This window comes from uncultured Psychrobacter sp. (assembly GCF_947500265.1).
Lineage (GTDB): Bacteria > Pseudomonadota > Gammaproteobacteria > Pseudomonadales > Moraxellaceae > Psychrobacter.
Genome location: NZ_CANMRN010000001.1, coordinates 32,273 through 50,478, shown reverse-complemented (window position 1 = coordinate 50,478; position 18,206 = coordinate 32,273). Strand labels below are relative to the sequence as shown.

General features: G+C 43.7%; 15 protein-coding genes. 12 read left to right on the top strand and 3 right to left on the bottom strand.

All coding sequences use genetic code 11. From position 1 onward, the window contains the following. Positions 1 to 50: 50 nt before the first annotated feature. The 7 genes from rsmD (at position 51) to scpB (ending at position 6,075) form a co-directional block, all read left to right on the top strand. Positions 51 to 737: a 16S rRNA (guanine(966)-N(2))-methyltransferase RsmD gene (gene rsmD / locus Q0788_RS00205; RefSeq protein ID WP_298807159.1), complete on the top strand. Its 687-nt coding sequence runs from the start codon at positions 51 to 53 to the stop codon at positions 735 to 737. A gap of 210 nt (positions 738 to 947) precedes the next feature. Continuing rightward, complete coding sequence (gene rplM / locus Q0788_RS00200) at positions 948 to 1,376, top strand: 50S ribosomal protein L13 (protein WP_298807157.1); 429 nt, start codon at positions 948 to 950, stop codon at positions 1,374 to 1,376. Between the two features lie 10 nt (positions 1,377 to 1,386). Continuing rightward, entirely contained in the window at positions 1,387 to 1,773 is a 387-nt protein-coding gene (gene rpsI, locus Q0788_RS00195) for a 30S ribosomal protein S9 (protein WP_101206364.1), read from the top strand. Between the two features lie 332 nt (positions 1,774 to 2,105). After that, entirely contained in the window at positions 2,106 to 3,194 is a 1,089-nt protein-coding gene (locus Q0788_RS00190) for a lipid A biosynthesis acyltransferase (protein WP_165597005.1), read from the top strand. 108 nt (positions 3,195 to 3,302) lie between these two features. Continuing rightward, positions 3,303 to 4,388 (top strand): tryptophan--tRNA ligase, encoded by a 1,086-nt coding sequence (gene trpS / locus Q0788_RS00185; protein WP_298807156.1) that lies wholly within the window; start codon positions 3,303 to 3,305, stop codon positions 4,386 to 4,388. Between the two features lie 180 nt (positions 4,389 to 4,568). Continuing rightward, complete coding sequence (locus tag Q0788_RS00180; RefSeq protein WP_298807655.1) at positions 4,569 to 5,390, top strand: segregation/condensation protein A; 822 nt, start codon at positions 4,569 to 4,571, stop codon at positions 5,388 to 5,390. Positions 5,391 to 5,514: 124 nt separating this feature from the next. Beyond that, positions 5,515 to 6,075: an SMC-Scp complex subunit ScpB gene (gene scpB, locus Q0788_RS00175; protein WP_298807155.1), complete on the top strand. Its 561-nt coding sequence runs from the start codon at positions 5,515 to 5,517 to the stop codon at positions 6,073 to 6,075. A gap of 121 nt (positions 6,076 to 6,196) precedes the next feature. On the opposite strand, the gene lolA is transcribed toward scpB, so the two are convergent. From lolA to rplU, 3 genes are all read right to left on the bottom strand, one after another. Beyond that, positions 6,197 to 6,883 carry an outer membrane lipoprotein chaperone LolA gene (gene lolA / locus Q0788_RS00170; protein WP_057761010.1) on the bottom strand — a complete coding sequence of 229 codons (687 nt, stop codon included), beginning with the start codon at positions 6,881 to 6,883 and terminating at the stop codon, positions 6,197 to 6,199. A 411-nt stretch (positions 6,884 to 7,294) separates the two neighbouring features. After that, positions 7,295 to 7,552 (bottom strand): 50S ribosomal protein L27, encoded by a 258-nt coding sequence (gene rpmA / locus Q0788_RS00165; protein WP_021813611.1) that lies wholly within the window; start codon positions 7,550 to 7,552, stop codon positions 7,295 to 7,297. A gap of 91 nt (positions 7,553 to 7,643) precedes the next feature. Then, positions 7,644 to 7,955 carry a 50S ribosomal protein L21 gene (gene rplU / locus Q0788_RS00160; RefSeq protein WP_057761012.1) on the bottom strand — a complete coding sequence of 104 codons (312 nt, stop codon included), beginning with the start codon at positions 7,953 to 7,955 and terminating at the stop codon, positions 7,644 to 7,646. A 569-nt stretch (positions 7,956 to 8,524) separates the two neighbouring features. Here rplU and Q0788_RS00155 point away from each other — a divergent pair. The 5 genes from Q0788_RS00155 to hemB all read left to right on the top strand — a co-directional run bounded on the left by Q0788_RS00155 (position 8,525) and on the right by hemB (position 18,135). Continuing rightward, on the top strand, positions 8,525 to 9,550 hold the full coding sequence (locus Q0788_RS00155) for a polyprenyl synthetase family protein (RefSeq protein WP_298807154.1): 1,026 nt from the start codon (positions 8,525 to 8,527) through the stop codon (positions 9,548 to 9,550). Positions 9,551 to 10,364: 814 nt separating this feature from the next. After that, complete coding sequence (locus Q0788_RS00150; protein WP_298807152.1) at positions 10,365 to 11,768, top strand: efflux RND transporter periplasmic adaptor subunit; 1,404 nt, start codon at positions 10,365 to 10,367, stop codon at positions 11,766 to 11,768. Between the two features lie 34 nt (positions 11,769 to 11,802). Continuing rightward, positions 11,803 to 15,033 carry an efflux RND transporter permease subunit gene (locus Q0788_RS00145; RefSeq protein WP_298807150.1) on the top strand — a complete coding sequence of 1,077 codons (3,231 nt, stop codon included), beginning with the start codon at positions 11,803 to 11,805 and terminating at the stop codon, positions 15,031 to 15,033. Then, positions 15,030 to 16,844, top strand: a complete 1,815-nt coding sequence (locus Q0788_RS00140; protein ID WP_298807149.1) for an efflux transporter outer membrane subunit — start codon at positions 15,030 to 15,032, stop codon at positions 16,842 to 16,844. Before Q0788_RS00145 ends, Q0788_RS00140 begins: the two co-directional genes overlap by 4 nt. Before the next feature lie 283 nt (positions 16,845 to 17,127). Then, positions 17,128 to 18,135, top strand: coding sequence for a porphobilinogen synthase (gene hemB / locus Q0788_RS00135; protein WP_298807147.1), 1,008 nt, complete (start codon positions 17,128 to 17,130; stop codon positions 18,133 to 18,135). Positions 18,136 to 18,206: the final 71 nt, after the last annotated feature.

The window sequence follows — 18,206 nt, the reverse complement described above, 5'->3', positions numbered from 1 at the left end:
ATAGTATAAAAAGCAAAACCTAGCAAAGAATTGGTAAGCGAGACACAATAATGAAAAAAGCCTCAAATGGACGCGCACCAAAGAATAACCGTAAGGCGAAAAGTGTGTCGGCGGGTGATGTGCGCATCATTGGCGGTCAGTTTAAGCGCCGTATTGTAAGTTTCATCGATGCAGATGGCCTGCGCCCGACCCCAGATCGCTTGCGGGAGACTTTATTTAACTGGCTACTCGCTGACATTCATGATGCCCATGTGCTCGATAGCTGTGCTGGCAGTGGCGTACTAGGGTTTGAAGCGTTATCTCGCGGTGCGGCCCACACAACATTTATCGAAATCAATCCAGCACAAAGTAACATGCTACGTCAGAGCGCTGAGCAATTACGCCTTGAATCTGCTGCTTATCAAATCATCACTGGCACTGCTGAGCAAGTATTGCGTCAAGAGCAGCTGACTGCGCGCCCTTTTGACATTGTATTTATCGATCCGCCTTATGCTCAGGATTTATGGCAGCCTATTTTGACTGCGCTTATTACCAATGTTTTAATAAATACTGAAACATTGATTTATTTAGAAGCTGATAAAGATTTGTCAGCACAGCTTAAGCAATTGGAAGCGTCGCTAAATGAGAGTTTAGACTCTCAATCAAGCGTTACTCAGCAACCAATCACTTTTGAATGCTTGAAACAAACCAAAGTCGGACAAGTTGTCGCTGGACTTTATCGTCTATCATCGTCATAATTGTCGGGTTAATGAAAGCCGTTAACGTATTTTACAAATGTTTAGAACCGCTAAAAACTGGCCGACGCTGCAGTTTAATGTATATAAGGCGAAAATAAACCCCAATGCAGCTTGCAAGCGTAGGCGCTACTGCTTATAATGTGCAGTCTGTTTTTTGAGAGCCCCGTTCCCAGCTAAACTCTCAACGAATTCTAATTTTAAGGTTTTATCATGAAAACACTTAGTGCAAAACCAGCTGAAGTGACCCATGACTGGTATGTCGTAGATGCTGACGGCAAAACCCTTGGTCGCTTAGCCACTCAAATCGCAACTCGCTTACGTGGCAAGCACAAGCCTTCTTTTACTCCGCACGTTGATACTGGTGACTTTATTGTTGTCATCAATGCTGACAAAATCACGGTAACGGGTAAAAAAGCACAAGACAAAAAGTACTATCGTCACAGTGGCTACCCAGGTGGTATTAAAGAAACCAACTTCAATAAGTTGCTTGCACATAAGCCTGAAGATGTTCTACACAAAGCAGTTAAGGGTATGCTTCCAAAGGGCCCTCTTGGCTATGCGATGATCAAGAAGCTGAAACTTTATGCGGGTACTGAGCATCCACATACTGCACAGCAACCTAAAGAACTAGACATCTAAGGATATACTTATGGAACGCAATTACGGAACTGGTCGCCGCAAGACGTCTACTGCTCGTGTATTTTTATCAAAAGGTACTGGTAGTATCGTTGTTAACGGTAAGCCACTTGACGAATACTTCAGCCGTGAAACTTCACGCATGGTTGTACGTCAGCCATTAGAACTACTCGACTCTGTTAACGCATATGACTTATATGTAACTGTTGCAGGCGGTGGTATTAGTGGTCAAGCTGGCGCAATCCGCCACGGCATCACACGTGCATTAATCGAAGCTGACGAAACTTTAAAGCCTGCCCTAAAAGCAGCTGGTTTTGTTACTCGTGATTCACGTCAAGTTGAACGTAAGAAACTGGGTCTACGTAAAGCACGTAAACGTCCACAGTTCTCAAAACGTTAATCAAAACTATCTCTTATATTTTTGCTGCTGTTGTCTTTTTCTCAGAGCTTCAGTAGTAAAGTTAAATAAGAGTCTGGTTTTGCAAAACCTTATAAGCTGGTCACAGCTTATAAGGTTTTTTTATGCCTACTGATAGCGTGTTGATTATCTGATTGTCTTCATCAAGCCAGCTTTGTTTTACGGCAATAACTAAGATGAGCGCCTTGTTTCGACACTACAAAGTAGAGCGTCTGTAGAAATTCTAACTTGCAAAGCATTGAACGCTACCCCATCATATCAGTAACTTTTTATTATTAGCCATGATGCCTCAAACCGTGCCGCAGAAGGATATTATGAAAGCGCCAGAACAATTCGACCCTAGCAAACCATCTGCCAATAGCAGCGTGCCGCCTAGCATGAAACAGTCGGCTAAGTCGCCTGCGATACCAGCTGGCACACCAACAATTACCCAAAATCATAAGCGTACAGCGCAAGCAGATAATAAGCCATTTCAGTGGCAGTTCTTATCACCTAAGAATTGGGGCATTTGGTTATTATTCTTGATAATGCTACCGATGATATATCTGCCATTACGCTGGCAGTTTTGGCTAGGTCGTAAGCTTGGTATATTGATTTATAAAGCTGCTGGCTCACGTAGACGCGATACATTAATCAACCTGAAGTTGGCATTTCCAGAAAAGCCCGAAGCTGAACGTGAATTAATGGCCAAGCAAGTCTTTGTCAATCAAGGCATTGGTGTGTTTGAAACGTTATGCGCTTGGTTCAGGCCAAATATATTTACTAGAACTGTATCCATTTCGGGTTTACAGCATATTGTTAATGCGCAAAATGAGCAGCGGCCAGTTATCCTGCTCGGTGCACATTATACGATGCTAGATTTGGGTGGCCTATTATGTGCGCAGTTTTTCCCTGTAGACTGTATGTATCGTACGCAAAACAATCCTTTATTAGACTGGTTTATTTATAATGGTCGTACCAATATTTTTGGTAAGCAAATTTCTAGTCGTGATATGCGAAGCTTAGTTACCTCTATCAAAGCAGGACACGTCATTTGGTATTCTCCTGACCAAGACTATGGTCTCAAGCAAGGTGTCATGGCGCCATTCTTCGGTGTGCCAGCCGCGACGATTACTGCATCGCGTCGCATGGCGAAACTGGGTAGCAAAGCACAGCCGCCAGCTGTCATGGCACTGCATACTTATCGGCAAACACCTGACAATTTGCCGCGTGGTAAACGCCCACATTATCATTTGACGATTACGCCAGAGTTAGATAACTACCCAAGTAAAGATGAAGTCGCTGATGCCACTCGGGTGAATGAAGTCTTAGAAGGACTCATTCGTATTGATCCTACACAGTGGATGTGGTTCCATCGCCGCTTCAAACATGGGCCAAACGGTCGTACTGATATCTATAAGTAAGCCTTTATTCCCAAAAATACTGGTGAAGTTTGCTATACTTTGCGGCTAATATTTTGCATTTTAGCTATGCACTGATAATAATTTGATAAACAAAATAACGGATTTTCCATGAGCAATAACAGTACTCCTGACAACCAAGCTTCTGATACTTCAACTGAAGCCAAGCGCATTCTGACTGGTATCAAACCGACTGGTATTCCGCACTTAGGTAACTATGTTGGCGCGATTCGTCCAGCGATTGAGTCTATTCAAAATAGTGACCATGAAGCGTTTTTCTTTTTAGCAGACTACCATGGCATCATCGGCTGTTATGACCCTGCTATCATTCATGAGTCGACGAGAGCCATTGCCGCTACGTGGATTGCTTGTGGTCTAGACCCTGAGCGTGTGACATTCTACCGTCAGTCAGACGTGCCTGAAATTCCAGAACTTGCTTGGATTTTGAACTGCTCATGTGCCAAAGGTTTGATGAACCGCGCCCATGCCTATAAAGCAGCCGTTGATATCAACACAGAAAAAGCCGATGTCGATCCTGATCAAGGTGTCACCATGGGTCTGTTTGGTTATCCCGTGCTAATGGCGGCTGATATCTTGATGTTTAATGCGACCCACGTGCCTGTTGGTCGTGACCAAGTGCAGCATATCGAGATGGCGCGTGATATCGCGGGTACTTTTAATCATCGTTATAAGTCGCTTTTCACGCTACCGTCAGCAGTCGTTGATAACGATATACCGCTGCTTACTGGACTTGATGGCCGCAAGATGAGTAAGAGCTATAGCAATACGATTCCCCTATTCGGTGAGCCAAACCCGCAAGTTAGTCCTGAAAAACAAATGCACAAAGCCATCATGAAAATTGTGACTAACTCACAGCTACCTGATGAGTCAAAAGATCCAGATGACTCTGCTATCTTTGAGATTTATAAAGCATTTGCGACCGCTGAAGAGATTGCTGATATGCGTGCGCGTTATGCCGCTGGTATTGGCTGGGGTGATGCAAAACAAGCGCTATTTGATAAGATTAATGATGAAATTGCACCATTCCGTGCACGTTACGAAGAGCTGATGGCCAATCCAAAAGAGCTAGAAGAAATCTTGCAGATGGGTGCGGATAAAGCCCGTCGCCATAGTCGTAAGCAACTAGACAAAGCTCGCCGTGCTATCGGTATCCGTCCGCTTGCTAAGCTTAAATAATCGTTGCTGGAATAGTCGTTTCACTGGCGCAATTTATTATCAAAGCAGGTGCTAAACGTGCAAACTGAACCGAACACCAAACAGGCGGCTTTATCTAAAGTCGCCTTATCTGCTATGGCTGATTCAACCTCCGAACTTACATACAATCAGAGCGAGCTTGATGAGTCAATCAACCATGATATGTCGCTACGTATCTATCAGACGCCTGTGCAGCATTTGCCAGAAGACCTGTATGTGCCACCGCAAGCCTTTGCTATTTGGTTAGAGCAGTTTGCTGGTCCATTGGATTTTCTATTGTATTTGGTCAAAAAGAACAACGTCGATTTGACCCAAATGCCCATTTTGCCCATCACTGAGCAGTACTTAGCTTATATCAGTGAACTAGATACCGAACACTTTGAATTAGCGGGTGATTATCTGCTAATGGCATCAACGCTCATCGCTATCAAAACCGAACTGCTATTGCCTGCCCCTGATACCCCAACCGACGAGCGTGACCCAAAAGCAGAACTGATCGAACGCCTCGAAGAATACGCGCAAATCAAAGTGGTCAGTCAGCGCCTAGACAATCTAGTGCGCTTAGAGCGTGATGTGTTTTTGGCAATGGTTAGTATGCCTGGTCAAGACGTTATGAATGCGGAACTGCCAAGCTACTCACCTAACTTGCTAATTGATAGTTTATTTAAAATGCAACTACAGCCCGACTATCAAATGCATACGATCAAAGTTGATGCAGTACCCCTTGCCGATCGTATTGCCAGTATTAGCAGGCAATTAAGTACGGATGGCGCGCGCTCTTTTTATGAGCTACTGGATAAAGCACAAGGTAAAATAGGCGTGGTCGTAAGTTTCGTCGCCGTACTTGAGCTTATAAAGCGGCAGTTAGTTGGTGTGGTTAACATTGAGACAGATAGCGATAACGTCAATTCTGTTTCCAATAGTTCTGATCAGACTAATATGAATAATGAATCCACAAATCTCACATTACAGTGGTTAGCCTAGTAGGCTCTAAGACTGTCTCATAGCCCATTCTCTATCAAAATCACAATATTGAAATAAGAGCATACTTTAGATGGTAGATATTGAAGACCCAAAGCAACATGACGAGACCCAAGAACCAATAACTATGACTACATCTCCATCGGTTGAGGCACAGCATGATTCTTTGGAAAAATTGAGTAAATGTATTGAAGTACTGTTGCATGCATCAGAAGCACCGCTGACAGCTCACGCATTAAAAAAACATTTGTCATTATCTACTAAAGAACTAAAGCAAACCTTGGAAGTGCTCCAACAACGTTTAGATACAGGTGTGCTTAGGCTACATGAGACAGCCAGCGGTTATCGCTTACAGATATCTGATGACTACAGCAGTCTAATCCAGCGTACTTTTCCGCAGCGTCAAGAACGTCTGAGCCAAGCCTTACTTGAAACCCTAAGTGTCATTGCTTATAAACAACCTGTGACACGCAGTGATATCGAGCATGTGCGTGGAGTGACATTATCGAGCAATATACTGCGCCAGTTATTTGATAAAGGATGGATTGTGGAGAGGGGTTTTAAAGATACTCTAGGCCGTCCTGCATTGCTGCATACTACTGCGCAGTTTTTAGATGCGTTTGGATTAAGCCATCTGGATGAACTACCACCTATGCCAGATATGGAAGCCATACGAGCCATTTCTTAAATTTTCTGCTGAACAAAATATAGTTACTCACATAGAAAAGGACAGACCGCATAGGATCTGTCCTTTTTATTACGTTGCTAGTTTTGAACTAATATTCAAATCCTAACAATACGTTTGCTAATTACTGATTAATTACGTCAACACCTTTTGGTGGTGTAAATTTAAACTGACTGCTACCGATACTTGGGTTCATTTTGATACCGCTAAATTTAATAGAGGTTGTTTGACCCAAAGTGTCATTCAATACCATCATGACAGGTTTGCCACCACTAAAGCTTATTGAAAGACTTTTGAAACTTGCACTGTCTGACTTAGGATAGAGTACATAGTAGTTTTTGTTGTCATATGGCTGAGTGATTTTGAAGTTTTGATCAATCTTGCTTGGATCACCTGACAGTAGCAAAGCTGGCGTATTACCTACTTGGCTGTCGACATTCTGCTTAGTTGCTTGCTCTAAATCCTTGTCATAAACCCACATAGAGTTACCATTAGCAACGATTAACTGCTCTGATGGTGACTTGGTTTCCCAGCGGAAGTTATTTGGACGTTGGACACTCATAGAGCCTTTAAACGTACCACTACTCGCGCCTTTAGTTGTTTGGCTAAAATTGGCTGTCATACTTTTGGTGTTGGTCAGCAATTTATTCAAACGTTTAGCAGCTGTTAGGTTATCAGCAGGAGCTGCTGTAGCCGTTTGAGTCAATGCCATCATTGGCGCTGCGATACCTAGCGATGTCATTAATACACCTGCTAAAGCACCACTCATCATTTTTTGTTTGGTTGATTTTTTCGTAGATAAGTTCATCATAAATCCTCTCTAAAAAAGCATAATCGCTTTAAAGTTGTCGCTAAAAATAAAATATTCTATTAAAATTTTTGTTTTCTATAAATACTGATTTTACCAAGCTAAAACCGGTAACCATCAGCAATGGCAACAGTGTGCCAGTTTTTTTATTACGCGCCTAGTCATGATTTGCAATCTTTACTACGGCTGCCATACACGCTTGTAACCAATGCAGTTACACGGTAAAAGTTTGCATTTAGAATTCTTAGCTACAGTCATTACGCTAATAGTGGCCTTAAAAATATCGCTTAGAAGAATCATTATTAACTTACGATACCCTACAAACGTAAAAAGCCCCTACTACCATAAGGCAGTAAGGGCTTTTTTAATTATCTGATCATTCTATCCAAAGAATAAAACGACCTAAATAGATAATTATGCGTTTTCAACCGTAACATAACGACGGTTAAATTTACCTTTGGTCGCAAACTTTACAACACCGTCATTCAGTGCAAATAAAGTATGGTCACGACCCATGCCAACGCCTTCGCCTGCGTGGAATTCTGTACCACGTTGACGAACGATGATGTTACCAGCTGTGATAGCTTGGCCACCAAAGATTTTTACGCCTAGCATTTTTGGGTTTGAATCACGACCGTTACGGCTCGAACCGGCAGCTTTTTTATGTGCCATGAGAAAATCTCCTTGTTAATTTGACTTATCGCTGATGCGATAACTCTTAAGCATTTAGTGCGCTATTTAGCAATAATTGCTAAATGAATAATTAGGCATTAATCGCTTTGATTTTTAACAAGGTGTACCATTGGCGGTGACCTTGTTCTTTGTGATAATGCTTACGACGGTTGTGCTTGATGATACGGATTTTTTCGCCGCGACCATGCTCAACAACTTCAACTTCTACGCTAGCGCCGTCAACAACAGGCTGACCGATTTTGACGTTATCGCCGTCAACAACCATCAACACGTCTTCAAATTTGATTGTTTCGCCTTTTTCTGCTTTTAGTAGTTCAACTTTAAGCAATTCATCGACGACTACACGGTGCTGTTTACCACCAGTTTTGATTACTGCGTACATTGTATGACTCCGTTTAACCCGTGTGCCGTGGCTGATGTTATACCAACGCTTTTACGACGAACACGACAGGGAAAAATTAAAGGCAAGATTTTACGGCTTTTTGCTCATAAAAGCAAGCCGCGCCTCTTGTTTTTGCAAGGTGGTTACACTAATGACCATCTCTCATTTTGCTATAACGGCTGCTCATCAAGGAAAGTCGATAAACGACAATACGAATATAAACATGAGAAATAGTAATGATAAGTGATAGATTAAGCCCAACAGCGGCCATTATAACTTATGCAATCAGTTACTTACAGCCTTTTATGAATCATTTATGTGACCAATAAGCTTAAAATGCGCTAGAGAATATATCTTCAAAACATAAGACATTTTTTATCGTTTTTATTCTATTCAATAGGAATAGTAAACCCTGTATATCATACGCTTGACCTACTTGTGCTATATACTTTAACCAACAATTTAAGCAGATAGCTATGCTATCATAAGCGAAATAATACCTTACCTATAGATAGATAAAGTCAAGGTTATACCAACTCTCTTTACTCTTATTAATATGACTATTTATTATGACTAGTACCTCTTTAAATAATACCGTGCCTGCCTCTCAATCGACGCCTAGCTATGCTGATATTCAAAGTATTGTAGCCAATGACTTTGAGGTAATGGACAAGCAAGTGTTTGGCAGTTTGAACTCAAAAGTACAACTCGTCATGAGCGTCTCGCAACACGTGATCAATGCTGGTGGCAAGCGTATGCGCCCGCTGATCACCTTGCTCTGCGCACGTATGTTTGATGACAATCCATCAGAAAAGGCCATGCATCTAGCTGCTATCACTGAAATGCTACACACCGCTACCCTAGTCCATGACGATGTCATCGATGAGTCAGGGCAACGCCGTGGAAAGCCGACGGCAAATGCGACGTGGGACAATGCCACTGCAGTGTTAGTCGGTGATTATTTGATTGCCCGCGCCTTTAATCTATTGGTTGGTTTTCAAAGCCTACCATTGTTGCAAGTGTTCTCTGATGGGACTTGTGATATTGCCGAAGGTGAAGTATTGCAACTACAGCATCAGCATAACCCTGCCGCGACAGAGGAAGATTACTTACGCATTATCGATGGCAAAACTTCGCGCCTTTTCATGATGGCGACCCAAGGCGCTGCTATCCTGCAAGATAAGACAGAATATATGACGGCATTGGGCGATTTCGGACAGCACTTTGGTAATGCGTTCCAGATTATCGATGATGTGCTCGACTACAGTGGCGATAGTGAAGTGATGGGCAAAAACCTAGGCGATGACCTTGCTGAAGGCAAACCTACCCTACCGACTATCAAAGCACTCGAACTACTCAAAGACAGCGACATTGAAGGCTATGAGCAGTTACGTATTGCCGTTCAGACAGGTAAGACACCAAACGCTGAGCAGCTGATTGAGTTGGTACGTAGTTCTGGCTCATTGGCTTATTGTAAGCAGCGCGCATTGGAAGAAACCAAACTGGCACAAGATGCACTGAGCACACTACCTGATAACCGTTATCGTACAGGCTTATATCAATTGACTGAACTCGCTAGCGCCCGACTAGTATAATTGAAGCTGAGTCGTCTATGTTATTAACTAAGACGACTCTTTTTTTAACAGAGTTTTTTAGCAAAGCTTTTTAGCAAACTTCTATAGCAATTGATAAATAAAAGCCCATAAATTAGAAATTACCCTCTTAAAAAATAGCGTGTCAGCCAAATCGTTACCTTTCTTTAAGTTTCATACATCCTTGCAGTACTATAATCGTATAAGGCTTTTTGACAGTCGGTTAAAGTTTGATAACGCGGATAGCGATAGTTATTTTTTATGACTGTAATTAGGGGTTGCTAAAATTGTCATTTTGTTGACAAAGACGATTTTCTATCGTTTAAAAACCTTAGTTACTCTAGGGCTTTAGAATTATAACAAAAGTTTACAATATATTTTGATACTAGGTTGTGCATGGTTCTATTAGCTGTTAATAGAGACGACGCTTACTATGACGGTAATCTATTAATTCGTAAACTGTAATATTACTACTTTTCGGTCCAGCTCGTATCGCAAACTACTTGACTATGGGGTTACCCCAATAGTTTATAATGACTCATTAAATTTATTAATCCATTCTGTGGTTTGCTTAAACAATTAATGCTAAATAATCCTTTCGATACTTAATCCATATCGATGTCAGATTTTCTATTAGTCGTATTTCACTGACGGAATAATCTGAAACTGGAATAAATAATGCTAGCTTAGGCTATTTATTCTTTTTATTCAGCATTAGCAAGTTATTTAGTATTAGCAAGACCCTTATATTCAGTACGCCAAACTTATTGATCGATTTTTATACTGTCACTATTTATATATATTGCCGAGGACATTGATGAAGCACTCTTATCTTGCGCTTGTAATAGCATCTGTACTATCTGGAGCTGTACTGGTTGGCTGTGACAAAAACGAGGACGCCGCTGGTGAGCAAGCCGCACAGCAGCAAATGCCGCCTGCGGTTGTCAACGTTCAGACAGTCACTCTCGATACCGTCCCTCAAGTACAAACTTTTTCTGGTCGTACTGCAGCTTATCAAACTGCTGACGTCCGCCCACAGGTCAACGGTGTGATTGACGAAGTACTATTCCGTGAAGGAAGCAACGTCAAAAAAGGTCAGCCACTGTATCGCATCAACACCGATAACTATGCCTCATCTGTAACGAGTGGCCAAGCTGCCGTACAGCAATCACAGGCTAACTATCAAACTGCTGTGGCAAACAATGCCAATGCAAAAGCTGAGCTAGTCAGTCGTCAAGCGTCATTAGCACAAGCGCAAAATGACTTACAACGTCTGCAAGGTCTGGTCAGTATTGATGCCATCTCAAAGCAGCAGTACGATCAAGCACAAACAGCCGTACGTACGGCACAAGCAGCTGTACAAAGTGCCGCTGCCGCTGTCGGTCAAACTCAAGCAGGTATTGAGAGTGCAAAAGCAGGCATTCAGACCGCAAAAGCAGGTTTGGAAGCCAGTACCTTAGATCTAAACCGTACAATCGTACGCGCACCGCTTACCGGTCGTACTGATCGCTCTAGCGTCACTGCTGGTACTCTGGTCAGTGCTGGTCAAGCAGATCCATTGGTAACTATTTCACGCTTAGACCCTATCTACGTTGATATCAGCCAGTCTTCTTCTGAATTGCTAAAGCTTCGTCAGCAGATCGCAGATGGTAGTGCTCAACCGGGTATGAACTCAGTTGAATTGGTGCTAGAAGATGGTTCTGTTTACCCAGTACGCGGTAAGCTTGCACTGTCTGAAGCCAAAGTTGATGAGTCAACAGGTGCTGTCACTTTGCGTGCTATTTTCCCAAACAGCAATAACATTCTGCTACCAGGTATGTATGTCACGGCACGTTTGACGCAGAGCGTTATTACCAACGCAGCCCTTGTCCCGCAAAGTGCGGTCACTCGTACGCCTAAGAGTGAGACGCAAGTTTATATCGTTGACGAAAATAATAAAATCCAAGTACGTCCGGTCACCATTAATGGTACTTACGATGGACAATGGGTCGTCACTGAAGGCTTGAAAGCAGGTGACAAAGTGGTTGTGATTGGCGGTGCTAAGGTCAAGCCTGACCAAGAGGTAGTCGCTAAACCGTTAGAAAGCGCAAATCCAGCACCAGCTGCTGCAAAAAATGCGCCTAATACCAAAACGCCGCAGCAAGCCGCAAAAACGATGGATAAAAAGCCAGCTGGCGATGAGACTTCTACCAAAAAACCAACAGAAGCCGCTGCCAACTAATTCCATTCAAGACAGGAAGACTTAGGGATATACTATGTCACGTTTTTTTATTAATCGCCCTATTTTTGCATGGGTGCTGGCTGTTTTGGTCATGCTCATCGGGGTGATATCCGTTCTTAATCTACCGATTGAACAATATCCACGTATCGCACCACCAACGATTTCAGTCAGTGCAAGCTATCCTGGTGCCAATGCGCAAACCGTAGAAAACTCAGTAGTACAGATCATTGAGCAGCGTATGAAAGGCCTAGACGGTCTGATGTATATGTCATCGTCGAGCTCGTCAAATGGTAGTGCGTCTGTGACGCTAACCTTTGAAAACGGTACCGACTCTGATACTGCGCAAGTGCAGGTACAGAATAAACTACAAGCCGCGATGAGCTCGCTACCTGAATCAGTGCAGCGTCAAGGTGTCAACGTCAACAAATCATCTAGCAGTTTTATGATGGTACAGGCGTTTATCTCTGAAGACGGCAATATGGATCGGTCGGATATTGCCGATTATATTAACTCTAACGTCCTTGATTCGATCAGTCGTGTCGAAGGTGTGGGTGACGTTCAGGTCTTTGGTTCTACTTATGCGATGCGTGTTTGGTTAGACCCATCACGCCTACGTAGCTACAACATGATACCTTCAGATGTCGTCAATGCGATACGAGCACAGAATGCTCAGGTATCTGCTGGTCAATTGGGGCAAGCACCTGCCGACACAGACAAACAGGTTATCAACGCTACTGTTACTGTTCAAAGCTATCTACAAACGCCTGAAGAGTTTGAAAACATTTTGCTAAAAACGGATACTTCTGGTGCACAAGTACGTTTGGGTGATGTAGCAGATGTCGAAATCGGTAGTGAGAACTATAGTATTTTGTCTTTATATAATGGACAAGAAGCCGCCGGTCTAGGTATTTCACTTGCAGGCGGTGCTAACGCGCTTGAAACTCGCGAAGCTGTTGCCACGCGTATGGCAGAGCTGGAGCAAAACTTCCCAACAGGTCTAGCATCAGTTGTTCCTTATGACACAACGCCATTCGTGAAGCTTTCTATCGAGCAAGTTGTACATACGCTTATCGAAGCCATTGTCTTAGTATTTATCGTCATGTTCATTTTCTTACAGAACTGGCGCGCAACCATTATTCCAACGCTTGCAGTACCTGTTGTTCTATTAGGTACCTTTGCAGTGCTATACGTTGCTGGCTTCAGTATCAACGTGTTGACCATGTTTGCCATGGTATTGTCTATCGGTCTACTGGTCGATGATGCGATCGTCGTCGTAGAGAACGTCGAGCGAATACTAGAAGAAGATCCTCACATCTCTATCAAAGATGCAACTATCCAGTCAATGGGCGAAATCAGTAAAATCGTTATTGGTATTGCGCTTATCTTGTCTGCAGTATTCGTACCGATGGCCTTCTTTGGTGGTTCAACAGGTGTGATTTATCGTCAGTTCTCTATCACGCTGATTACCAGCATGGTGCTCTCTGCCATGGTCGCGCTTGTATTTACCCCTGCCCTATGTGTGACCTTGCTAAAACGTGGCAAAAGTCATGAAAAAGGCAGTACCGAAAAGCAAAAAGGCTTTTTTGGTTGGTTCAACCGTGGCTTCTTTAAACTTAGCCGTTCTTACGAGAACTTTGTCGGCAAAAGCATTCGTTTTAAATGGTTATATATGATTGGCTATGCAGCCATCATCGGTATCATGGCGGTCGTGTTCTTACGTATTCCAGGCTCATTTTTACCAGAAGAAGATCAAGGTATTATGTTTACTTTGGTTCAGCTCCCGGCTGGCTCTACGTTAGATGAGACACAAGATGTATTGGATAAAGTTAGAAACTATTACGATACCCAAGAAACCGATAATATCGCTTCGGTCTTTACCATTGCAGGCTTTAGTTTTGCAGGTCAAGGTCAGAATATGGGTCTGGCGTTTGTGCGCTTATCAGACTGGGAGGAACGCTCGGGCGATGAAAATACCGCTCAAGCTGTCGCTGGTCGAGCGATGGGATACTTCTTTACTCAGCTAAACGAAGCACAAGTATTTGCCATCGTCCCACCAGCGATTACCGAGCTTGGTAACGCCAGTGGTTTTGACTTAATGATTCAGGACAGTGGTAACCTTGGACACGATGGGCTACTTGAAGCCCGAAACATGCTCTTAGGTATGGCCGCGCAGAACGATCAAGTAGCTGGCGTACGTCCTAACGGGCAAGAAGACTCGCCACAACTTAAAATAAATATCAATCAAGAACAAGCGGCGGCTTATGGCCTGTCACTAAGCAATATCAATAGCGTCATTTCAACAGCGTGGGGCTCAAGCTACGTTAATGACTTTATCGATCGTGGCCGTATCAAACGCGTCTATGTACAAGGTGAAGCCAGCAGCCGTACCAACCCTGATGATATTGGCAAATGGTATGTACGAAATGACATGAACGATATGATTTCATTCGATGCATTCTCTAGTAGTGAGTGGCAGTCAGGCTCACCGCGTCTTACTCGTTACAACAGCCTACCGTCAATGAACATCCAAGGTAGCGCCGCACCAGGACTAAGTACTGGTGAAGCAATGAGCTCGATGGAAGCGATGATAGACAAGCTACCTGAAGGTATCAGTTATGAGTGGACAGGCATGTCATTGGAAGAGCAAAAATCAGGTGCCCAAGCGCCGATGCTTTATGCGCTTTCAATCCTAGTTGTCTTCTTATGTTTGGCAGCCTTGTACGAAAGCTGGTCTATTCCCTTCTCTGTGCTACTAGTGATTCCACTTGGGGTATTGGGTGCAGTGATATTTACCTGGCTACGTGGTTTTGCCAATGATATCTACTTGCAAGTTGGTCTTCTGACTGTCGTTGGTCTATCCGCCAAAAACGCCATTTTGATTATTGAATTTGCAAAAGAACACCAAGAGGAAGGTTACAGTCTCAGAGAGGCCGTCATGACCGCAGCACGCCAACGTTTGCGTCCGATTATCATGACCTCGCTTGCCTTTGGTCTGGGTGTTGTGCCATTATTCTTGGCGAATGGGCCAGGTTCAGGCAGTCAAAACGCTATTGGTACTAGTGTTGTTGGTGGGGTAATCACAGCAACCCTCTTAGGTATCTTCTTTATCCCAATGTTCTATATCTGGGTGCGTAGTGCGTTCCCGCATAAATATGAGAACAATACACCCAATGATAAAGATGGTGGCAATGGTACGCCTAACTCGCATAACCCAACACCTTCTGAGAGTTATCAGCCTGCAAGTCTTGGAGACAATACACAATGAGTGCTCAAAAAACATCTATCACTAACTCGTCATCGGTAGCTATGACAGCTATCGATGCGCAGCCAGCACTATCTCGTTTGCGCAAAAACAGTGGCCGCCTGTTGGGTCTGACTGCGCTAGCAATAAGCATGGCCGCTTGTAACACCATTCCAAAAGCAGATATGCGCCCTGTGCTAGCAGAGCCTAATATACCTATGCAGCAATCTTATGGTGCATTTGACAAAGAGACTGTCAGTAGTGCTGACCAAGCAAGCATTGCCAGTCAACGCTGGCAGAATTTTTATAGCGATGAGCGCCTAAAAGGTCTGATTGCTCTCGGTCTTGAAAAAAACAAAGACTTTGAAAGTGCGCGCCTAGCCATTGAAAAAGCACGTGCACAGTATCAGATTACCGATATTAACGATTTGCCAGCTATCAACGGCAGTGCTGGTTATACTCGCTCAGCACAGAATCGTACTGATCGAAATCCTAGTAGTAGCTACAGTGTCAACTTGGGTCTTGCCAATTACGAGCTCGACTTTTGGGGTAAAATCTCAAGCTTAAAAGATCAAGCATTGCAGAACTTTTTGGCGACCACAGCAGCCAAAGATGCGACCCAAATCAGCTTGATTAGTAATATTGCGCAAAGCTACGCCAACCTAAGCTATAGCTTAGCGCAATTAAAACTGGCTGAAGCTACAGTTGAGAGTCGTGAGCGTTCGCTATTTATCGCGGATAAACGTTTTGAAGCAGGTATCGATCCTAAGCTACCTTCACTACAGTCTTCTGCCTCATTAGAGAATGCCAAGCTTGCTGTATTACGTGCCCAGACTAGCGTTCTTCAATCACGCAATGCATTGCAGTACTTGGTTGGTGGCGCGATTCCAAACGAGCTTATCCCAACACCTGCTGTCAGTAATATTACTAGCCAGCAGATATTTAATGCCGGTCTACCAAGTGAATTACTACGTTATCGTCCTGACGTGCTACAGGCAGAATACAACTTAAAAGCTGCTGGTGCGAATATAGAAGTGGCACGTGCCTCTTACTTCCCATCTATTAGCTTGACCAGTAGTGTGGGCGTCAGTAGCGGCAGCTTAAATGACTTATTCAAAAATGGTGCCGTTGGCTGGTCGTTTGGACCTAGCGTGAGCGTTCCTATCTTTGACGCAGGCCGTTTAGACGCCAACTATGATGTGGCTCAAATCGAACGTGAGCAAACGCTTGCTAGTTATGAGAGCTCTATTCAAACGGCATTCCGTGAAGTGTCAGATGTACTTGCTACGCGTGCGACACTTGGTGAGCAGTTAGAGGCGCAGTATCGTCTGCAAGATAATTTTGAGCAGACATATCAGATAGCAGATGCGCGCTTTAAAGCAGGTCTGGACAATTACTTAGACGTACTTGATGCGCAGCGTTCACTGTTCTCTACTCAGCAAGGTATCCTAGATTTAGAGCTACAGAAAATCGTTAGCCAGATTGAGCTGTACCAAGCGCTTGGTGGCGGTGCGAACCTTGATGTACCGTCTGTCATCCCTGTACCGCAGCACACCAACTTGGCGCAGATTGTCACTGGAACTGCTACTAGTGCAAAAACCAAAGCGACAAATGCCATCAAAGCAGCTGGTTCAGCGCGTGTGACTACGCCGCAAGAAGCTGTCGCCATTAAGCAGTCGCAAGCGGTAGAAACGACTACTTTCAAACCGACTGCTATCGTTGATGTGAATGATGATGGTAAGAAGGATGCCGCTGTCGGCGTGGTCACTGAAGAGACTCGCTTCAATAACAATAGTGTTGAGCAAGTTCCTGTGACCCAGATTGTTGAGCCTTAAATGACCTAGCCTTAATCTGATGACGCAGCTCTATCATCACATTGACAGTCGATACGTACTATCAGCCCTACCGACTTAACGTGGTGGGGCTTTTTGCTTTTACTGACGTCTTTTGGTTATAGTAGGCTCACTTTATATAAGCTCTCTTTATACAAGCTGTCTTTATACACGGCCACTTATAAAGCACAGATTTTGATAAGCTAATTCTATAAAATATCGCTTATAGCGATATTATTTTAACCATGTAATATGATAACTATTAAAACAATCACAAGGAATTATTATGAGCTATACCTTTAACCGTCAATACCCTGCTACTCGCTTACGTCGTCTGCGCTACAACGACAATGTACGTTCAATGATTCGTGAAGTGGAGCTACACCCCAAGCACTTTATTGCCCCTGTCTTTGTATTAGAAGGCGAAAACCAGCGCGAAACCATCGCTAGTATGCCAGGCGTTGAACGCTTATCGATTGATTTGCTAATCAACTATGCCAAAGAGTTATTAGCAGAAGGTGTTACAACCATCGACCTTTTCCCTGTGATCGATAACGCTTTGAAAACGCCAGACGGTAGCGCCGCTTATGACGAAAACGCCCTGACTGCACGTACGATAAAAGCAGTCAAAGACGCTGTGCCAGAGATGGTCGTCATGACTGATGTAGCGCTAGACCCTTATACCTCACATGGTCAAGATGGTCTGCTTGATGACAGCGGTTACGTCATCAATGATGCAACCATCGAAGTACTGGTAAAGCAGGCGCTGGTACATGCACGCGCCGGTGCAGATATCATCTCTCCTAGTGACATGATGGATGGCCGTATCAAGGCCATGCGTGATGCGTTTGAAGCAGAAGGTTTTGTGAATACGGCTATTATGGCTTACTCAGCCAAATATGCGTCTGCTTACTACGGTCCATTCCGTGATGCCGTTGGCAGTGCTGGTAACCTAAAAGGTGGCCATAAGAAACAGTATCAGATGGACTTTGGCAATCGTGCTGAGGCGCTACATGAAGTGGCTATGGATATCAACGAAGGCGCCGACATGGTCATGATCAAACCTGGTCAACCTTATCTTGATCTGATTCGTGAAGTTAAAAACACTTTCGGCGTACCCACCTTTGCGTATCAAGTATCTGGCGAATATGCTATGCATATGGCAGCCATTCAAAACGGCTGGTTAAGTGATGCAGTGATTTTAGAGTCGCTGATTGGTTTCCGCCGTGCTGGCGCTGATGGTATCTTGACCTACTTTGCTCTAGAAGCGGCCCGCCAGCTAAACAATGCCTAATAGTAGTTGTAATACCTTTTATAATGTAAAAGCCCCAGCTACCTATTAGTAGCTGGGGCTTTTTTTGAATA